Source organism: bacterium (assembly GCA_024228115.1).
Classification (GTDB): domain Bacteria; phylum Myxococcota_A; class UBA9160; order UBA9160; family UBA6930.
Genome location: JAAETT010000250.1, coordinates 1 through 6,861, shown reverse-complemented (window position 1 = coordinate 6,861; position 6,861 = coordinate 1). Strand labels below are relative to the sequence as shown.

Here is a 6,861-nt window from a genome sequence, read left to right as displayed (position 1 = left end):
TCTTCCCGCTCTTGCGGATCAGCTCCACGACCTCGGCCTTGTATTCATCTGTGAACGATCGACGCTTCCGTTTTCCCATGACACACTCCTACCGCACTTTCGTGCGATCCGGGGTGTCCACGAGACCGGGGCAAGCTCACCCCCGGTCGCCAGCAGCCTGTGTGTCACGCCGCTCGCCGCCGACGAGCCCCTCTGCAACCCCTCGGATGTCGAGTCGATCTGGACGACGAGCCACCGCGGCAGCTACGCCCAGGCGTCATCACCCGCCCCGGCGCCCGTTCCCGGCGTTCCTATCACGGCCGAGCACGTCGTGGTGCCCGGCACACCCATCGCGCTCGGCTTCTCGAAGCCCTACGCGAGCGGCGAAGTCGCAGTCTGGGGAACGCCGCTCGGGCTGAACGGCGAAGTCATCAAGCTGAGCCACGATCCCTTCGAGATCGTCGACGTCTACGTCCCGGCCGAGCGCGAGCCCGCCCCGCCCACCTACTCGCTCGGCATCAGCGGCGCATACAACGCCGTGGATCGCGATGGCCGGCTGATCGTGGGACGGAGGCGCTTCATCGAGGTCTACGAGGACGCAGTGCCGAGCGACCCCGCCTCCCCGATCGCGCTGAACAAGCGCGAGTTCCTACCCGACTCGTTCTTCTGCCGCGCCAGCGACGTGGTGGCCGGCATGGTGCTGACCTACGACGATCACCTCGCTTTCATCACAGAGCAGTCCGTACTCGGCGTGATCCCGCGCGACCCCGCCCTCATGACGGCGGACCGCCTCGTGTCGGCCTCGCTGAACGGAGACGACTGCGAGGACGCGGCAGTCGACGACGCCGACCTCGAGACCGTGTCGAACAGCATCGCGGCGGACGAGAACGGCGGCATCTACGTCGTGACCAGCGATGCGATGTACAAGTTCCACTTCGACGGCACCACGCTCTCGCAGGTGTGGCGAGCGGAGTACGAGGCCGGCGATGATCAGGCGTCGATCCGGCTCGGCAGGGGCTCGGGCTCCACGCCGAGCCTGATGGGTACACGCGCGGGCGACGACCGCTTCGTCGTCATCACGGACGGGCAGGATCTGATGCACGTGGTGCTGATGTGGCGCGACGAGATCCCCGAGGACTGGGGGCCCATCGCGCCCGGAAAGGACCGCCGGATCGCCTGCGAAAACCCGGTCACCTTCGGCGATTCCACGGCAACCACGTCACTCTCCGAGCAGTCGGTGCTGGTACGGGGATACTCGACGGTGGTGGTGAACAACCAGCTGGCGGACGACTCCATCTTCGACGGCCTGCCGGGCATCCTGCGCAACCTCTTCGCGGCCTTCGAAGGTGGCAACCCGGACCAGGCGCCGCGCGGCCTGGAGCGGATCGACTGGGATCCCGAGAGCAGGACTTGCCGTAGCGTCTGGGCGAACGCCACGGTCAGCATTCCCAACGGCATTCCGACCATGAGCCAGGCCAGCGGCATGATCTACGGCATCGGCCTGCAGGACGCCCTCTTTGGCCTCGAGGGCGTCGACTTCGAGACGGGCGCGAGCGCGCTCTTCGTTCCGGGTGACGCCACCGTCTGCCCGCAGCAGGTATTCGACAACATGAGCCCAGTGATCGCGGCGCTCGTCGGCCCGGTGCTCGAGCGCCTGCCCCAGAGCTGCGAGAACTCCTTCTACGCCGGCACCACGGTAGGGCCCGACGGTGCGATCTACACGGGAACTTGGGGCGGCGTCTCCAAGTACACGCCCGCCACCACGACGCCGGCGCCGCCCCTCGACCGGGCGGACGCCGGTTTCGACCAGGGCAGCGACCTCGTGGAGCGCGCGCTCGCCGAGCTGCCCGGTGACGCCGCGCGCGCCGCCCACTGGAGCGAGCGCGGCGCCCTGCAGCTGAACGCCACCGTCGCCGCGTTACGTACCGCCATCGCGGAGGGCGACGGTGGGATCCTGCGGCTCTGGCAGACGGGGCTGGCCGACCACTCGCGCCGTGAGCTGCGGCGTGCGCAGGGTCTGCTCGAGGCGCCCGACGCCACCCCCTCGGAGCTCGACCGGGCGGAGCGCATCCTCGAGCGTGTCTCGCTTCGCCTCGCCCTCGCCGGGAGGCTCTGAGCGCGACGACAGGCGAGGCGGAGTCCCCTCCCGCTTGGTCGTGCCGCCCAATGGGCCTCCAAGTAGCAACGGACCCACGGACTCCCCTGTGGGACTTGACAAGCCATCCCCTTGTCGGACATGGAACCCCTGTTGGAGTTCCTCTGCCTATCCGGTTCGCTCCGCCGTGACAACCACGGTCACAGGCGGAGCGAACCAGATAGGCAGAGAATTTCCTATCATTGCGCCGGGGCGAAGAATTGGCGGACTACGGAGCGTTGGGGGCCTACGTGCAGACGAGCCTCTTCCTCACCGGAGAGCAACGATGCTATGTCCGCGCTTCGGGCAGGTGGGGCCGCATCGTGCCGGAAAAGGAGATCGACTGGGGCCAGCGGCAGCTCGGAGCCTTCGAGGTCGCCGCGCGGTTCTCCCATCTCGACCTCAACGACGGCGACGCCCGGGGCGGGTGCCAGGCCAATGTGACGCTGGGTCTCAACTGGTACGCTCTCTCGAGCGTCGGGCTCGGCCTGAACGCCATCTGGGGCCACGTGCCCGGCGACGGCGGAGACGTCCTGATCGGGCAGGCCCGCCTGCAGATCGACTTCTGAGGTCGCGATGGTGCGATCCCTGGCAGTTCTGACCGCCACCGTCCTCGCAGCGTTTGCGGGAGGAATGCCGTCGCATGCGCAGCCCGAACCCGAGATTCGCATCGGGCGCAAGGCCATTCCCGCGGCCGTTGCCGCCATCGACCAGGCACGCAGCTCCCTCGACGCCTCGCTCTACAAGTTCGACGAGCCGAACCTGCTCGCCGCAGTGGAGCGCGCCCTCAAGCGCGGCGTGCGCGTCCGGATCGTCGCCGACGAGGCGAATGCAAAGCCCCGAAGCCTGGTGGGCCTCGCGGAACAGGCCGGGGCCGAGGTGCGACGCTGGCCGCTCGGGCAGGGCAAGCTCCATGCGAAGCTGATGATCCTGGACGGAGAGCGCGCGGTCACGGGCTCCTTCAACTGGACGCGGTCGGCAGCCCGGTCCAACGTCGAACTGCTGATCGATTTCCGCGAGCCCGGAACGGTGAAGCGGCTCGCCCAGGCCTTCGAATCCCTGTGGGACAGGGCAAGACCGAGCCGCTAGCGCGCGAAGGGCCCCCAGGAGCCGTCACAGGGCGAGCCCGACCCGGCCGGCGGGTGCTCGGGCCAACGGATCTCCTGACCGTCCCAGGTCGGGAACGTTTCGAGCATCTCCCAGACCGCGGGGGCGCACTGGGGGTCCAGGTCCAGCGGCTCACGCGCCAGTGCGCGCGGCTCCTTGCGCGTGTGGATGCGGATCGGGGTGCGGCCGATCAGGCGGTTCTCCTCGAACGGGGGCGGCTGGATCGTGGCGTCGATCGAGACCTGCTTGCGGCCGAGCTGCTGGTGGAGGACGACCAGCAGGGTCGGGTCGTACCCGCCTCCGCGACGGTAGGACGCTTCCCCCAGCGACTCGGTGAGCAGACGCAGGCGTACCTCGGGGTCGTCGGCCTCGCGGGCCGCGGCGATGCGCTCGACCACCCGCTCCGCTCGCAGGATTGGCGGCAGCAGGCGAGCGGGCAGCCGGTAGCGCCCGCGGAAGCGTCGAGGACCCCGACCAGCCAGGCTCGCTCGGTGGCCTTCCAGCTCGCCCCGATGAATCCCGAGCGCGGCGGCGAGATCGGTCCAGAAACGCTCGAGATCGAGCTCGCCGAGTCGCTCCACCGCCTTGCGCGAGTAGCCGATCCGCACCTTCACCTCCAGGTCGCCCCAACGGCCGTTGTAGCTGTGGAGCGACGGGCGCAAGGTGGGCTCGTCGCGGCGCGCCAGCCCGTCGATGAAGCCCAGATAGGCGTCCCCGAGCTCGGCGTCGTAGGTATCGCGATCGCGCTGGTAGTAGGTGGACACGATCGCCGGAGTGAGTTCGCGCTTCGTCCCCCCCGCCGTGAACGTCGACCGGATCACGTGCCGGAAATCCTCCCCCCAGTCGAGGAAGGCCCAGTAGCCCGAGGCGTCACGGCGCAGCTGGTGGAGCGTCTCCCGGACCGTCCCCGGGGAGGAGGGATCGTGCACGGCCACGCGCTCACGACGCCAGCTCGACCCACGTCCGAAGAAGAGTGGCACCCGGAACCAGCGCACTGCCCGGTCGAAGGCGGAGGAGAGCGGGAGCGGCGAACGCAGCGTCTCCAGCGCGCCGAAGTCATCGTCCCGCAGGGCGCGGTCGACGGCTCCCGCCAGCGTGGGATCGACCTCCACCTCCTCGAAGGGGACCGTCCACAGCTCCCCGCGCAGGGAGCCCTCGTCCCGCTCGCTCCGGATGGCCGGGTAGTGCACGAACAGCAGGTTCAGGAACGCCTCCAGATCGCGGTGGTGGTAGTCCGACTCGTCGCGCCAGAGCCGCAGATCGCCGTCCCGGCGGGCGACCACGCTCCGGCCGAGGTTCACCCGCGAGGCCCCGCCCCGCCCACCGATCAGCGGCACCTTGCCGCTGAAGGACTCGGTGATGAAGCCGAGCCTCCCGTCGAGGTAGCTCTGGCGGATGAGCACGAACTCGTCGGGGAGTGCGCCCCGCTTCACGTCCCGGCGCACCAGGCTCATGATCCGGTCGTCTGCGAAGCGGGCCTCTCGCTCCGAAGCGGCGGGTCGCACCAGGGTGTAGGAGCGCCAGAAGGCCGTCGTGGCCCGTGCGACGAGGCCTCCACCCACCCGCAGGCCGAGCTTCACGCGATCCTGCACGAGATAGAAATCGTCGGCGCTGCGCGGGCGGGGGTTCTCGCGGACCTTCCGCTCCAGCGCGACCTGCAGCTCCAGCACCACGAACTTCGAGATCCCCGACGACTCGTCGTCGAAGATGATCGCGGGAACGGAGCCGAGCGTCCCCTGCACCGCCCCGACGCCCAGGAGCTGGATCTTCTCCAGGACGGGCCCGAACAGCAGGTCGTAGTAGTTCGCGAACTCCTTCGTCGAGCCCTCGAAGACACCCGTGACGAGCTCCCCATCGACCACCGCGCCGTCGGAGGTCGTGAGGCGGCGGTCGACCGGCAGCAGCGCGATCGGGCCCGAGGGCGTCTCCTCGCCCTCGAGGCCGAGCGTCTCGACGAGGCCGTTGCGGCGCTGGATGAGCTTCTCGACCAGCAGCTGCGCGACGGCATCGGGCCAGTCACCGAGGGCGACGGCCGCCTCGATCTGCGCCCGGGTGAGCTGGGCGATCTGGCGAACCATCCAGCGCGCGTCCGCGAAGGTGGCGTGGTTGCGAATGGTCGGAACCCAGGTGGCGTAGTAGTCGAACCGGATCCGCCTGCTGAGCGTGCGGCTCGCCACGTCCCAGGGGAAGTGCTTCAGCTGCTCACCGAAGACCCGGCCGAAGGAGTGGCCGAGATCGTGGACCATGTAGTAGAGACCGTCGGGGCCTTCCCGATCCGTTCGCAGCAGAAGCTTGTTGTTCTCACCTTCCTTGACGTCGACGTTGCCCACCCAGATGTTGAAGAGGCTGAGCCCGCGCACCTCGCGGAGCCCATCGTTGCCACCCTGCCCCCAGTACCAGGGCCCGACGCGCACGGCCTCATCCGGGTACGCGGTGAGGCTCGCCTCCCGCGCGAGCATGTAGGGACCCTGTCCGTCGCGAGTGAAGACGAAGTAGTCGTCGATGGAGAAGCTCTGGTGGGTCCGCTCGAACTCGAAGTACGAGCGCCACTCGCGTCGGATCTCCTCCTCGGTCAGGTTTCCGAGGTCCACCCGAAAGTCCTTCACGTGCTTCACGAGGTCGGCGTTGAAGCCGAGCACCGTCAGCAGGGCCCCGGTCACCGGCTCCGAGTGGATCTCGGCGCCCACCTTGAGCTTGTACTTGCGCCGCTTGCCGGCCACCTCCATCTCGACCTCGAACTTGGGCTTGGTCTGGGTGGTGCGGAGCTTCTTCAGGACGACGCGCTCGGGGAAGGGCTTCTCGAGGCCGTGGTAGACCGGCGGGCCCTCCGCGTCCGCCCGGTAGACGCGTACCACGTCGAGAGAGGCGATCCGTGGACGAGCGCGCCAGAAGGGCGAGTCGGAGGGCGGCTCGAGGCGCGACGGATCGCCGCCGTCGCGAATCAGCTGGGCGATCTCCTCCGCCTCGAGGAACTGCCCCGTCGCCGGGTCGACCAGGTTGCTCGCTTCATGGCGCGCGTCCCTTGCCTGGGTGCTTCCGGGGATCGACCAGGGGAGCACGGAGATTGCGGGAACGTGCTCGGGGAGCTGGGTGGAGAAGGCGGGGTGGCCCTCGACCATGATCGCCCGGTCGAACTCGAGGATCGCCCCCGCCAGGCGACGCGCCCCGACCGCATCCGTCTCGGCCAGCAGCGCATCGAGCCAGCCGTCCTCGCCCTCCCTCCCGAGCAGGACGTCGTAGAGCCGCACCACCTTACGCCGTTCCGCCCGGCGTCTCGAGGCCCCCCGGCCGCGGCCCCGGTCGCGCTGGTCGGCCTCGAAGATCCCGACCACCTCGCGGCGACGCTCGGCGAGGAGGGTGCGGAAGGCCTCGACCTTGGGGCTCGAGAGCCGCCCCCCGTGGAAGAACGCCGCCTCGACCTCTTCGGCCCAGCTCGGCGTGAAGGGCAGCGGAGAACTCGCGTGCGCCGCTGATGCGAGGGCCAGCGCGAGGGCGAGCGCGACTAGTCCCTTGTCACACCAAAAGCTGGGGGTAGAGTCGTCGCAGTTTCACGCGGGCTTGTTGGGTCGTGAATTGCCAGTCGACGCCCTTCGTCGTTCGGTTGCGATCGTCTTGCCAGGCTTGGACTTGGCGCGTGAGAT

Annotated in this window: 4 protein-coding genes; 3 read left to right on the top strand and 1 reads right to left on the bottom strand. The window is 69.1% G+C overall.

What is annotated here, in order from left to right; all coding sequences use genetic code 11:
* The 3 genes from GY937_12030 to GY937_12020 form a co-directional block, all read left to right on the top strand.
* On the top strand, nt 1-2,095 hold a 2,095-nt coding region (locus GY937_12030; GenBank protein MCP5057437.1), incomplete at its 5' end, for a hypothetical protein.
* A gap of 239 nt (nt 2,096-2,334) precedes the next feature.
* Nucleotides 2,335-2,682, top strand: a complete 348-nt coding sequence (locus GY937_12025) for a hypothetical protein (GenBank protein ID MCP5057436.1) — start codon at nt 2,335-2,337, stop codon at nt 2,680-2,682.
* A gap of 7 nt (nt 2,683-2,689) precedes the next feature.
* Nucleotides 2,690-3,202, top strand: a complete 513-nt coding sequence (locus tag GY937_12020) for a hypothetical protein (GenBank protein ID MCP5057435.1) — start codon at nt 2,690-2,692, stop codon at nt 3,200-3,202.
* Here GY937_12020 and GY937_12015 read toward each other — a convergent pair.
* Nucleotides 3,199-6,552 (bottom strand): hypothetical protein, encoded by a 3,354-nt coding sequence (locus tag GY937_12015; GenBank protein MCP5057434.1) that lies wholly within the window; start codon nt 6,550-6,552, stop codon nt 3,199-3,201. The two genes, GY937_12020 and GY937_12015, sit on opposite strands and share 4 nt — an antisense overlap.
* Nucleotides 6,553-6,861: the final 309 nt, after the last annotated feature.